We start from the raw sequence: 899 nt of genomic DNA, 5'->3' as shown, positions 1-899 counted from the left end.
GGGCCGGGCGAGCACCTCGGCGGCGCGGCGGGCCCCGGCGCGCGCCCGGCCGAGCCGGAGCACGTGCGTGAGGACGGGCCCGAACCCGGCCGCGAGCCCCGCGTACTGGACGGTCGCGACGAGTTCGCCCGCGGTGAGGCGGCCCGCCATCAGCTCCAGACCCGCCGCGCCGACCGCCGCGACCTGGAGCAGCAGCAGCGTCAGCAGCCCGCGCGCCGCGACGCCGCCCTGCACCCGCCACATCGCGTGGCCTTCGGCGCGCAGGCCGGGCAGGGGTGCCAGGATGCGGTCGGCCTCCCGGTCGACGGTACCCGCGGCGGCGATCGTCCGGGCGCCGGTGAGCGCCTCGGCGAGCCGGCCCGCGATCGTCCCCTGAACGGTCAGGTAGCGGTGCGCGGACGCGGTGATGTCGCGGACGAACACGCGCAGCAGCAGCGCGATGGCCGGGAGCGCGACGGCGATGGCCAACGCGATCCGCCAGTCGATGAACGACAGGACGACGAGCGCGCCGAGGGGCGGCAGCAGCGCGACGGCGGCCTCGGGCGCGGCGGAGGGGGCCGTGCCCGCCTCGGCGGCGCCGCCGACCGTGCGTCCCGCCACGTCTCCCGGGGGGATGCGCAGTGCGGGGCCGGCGGCGAGGACGTGCCGGACGAGCGTGTGCCGCAGCCACGCCGTCGCTCGCGCCGCGCCGCAGCCGGTGGCCAGCTCCGACAGCACCTCGGCGGTGGCGGACAGGGCGACGAGGGCCGCGCACGGCCAGAAGGCCGCGGCGGCGGAGGGGCCGCCCGGCGGGGCGGCGTCGATCGCGCGGGCCAGCGCGAGGGGCAGCAGCACGGCGGCGGCCGCGTCCGCGAGGGCAGCGGCCGCGACGAGCCCGGTCCAGCCGCCGCTACGGCGGG

Annotated in this window: 1 protein-coding gene; it reads right to left on the bottom strand. The window is 80.4% G+C overall.

The window, feature by feature from the left end:
* The coding region (locus AMA02S_RS13930; protein ID WP_245667526.1) for an ABC transporter transmembrane domain-containing protein at positions 1 to 899 on the bottom strand (899 nt) is incomplete at both ends.

Source organism: Actinomadura macra NBRC 14102 (assembly GCF_001552215.1).
Taxonomy (GTDB): domain Bacteria; phylum Actinomycetota; class Actinomycetes; order Streptosporangiales; family Streptosporangiaceae; genus Spirillospora; species Spirillospora macra.
This window is presented reverse-complemented; position numbering and strand designations above follow the sequence as displayed.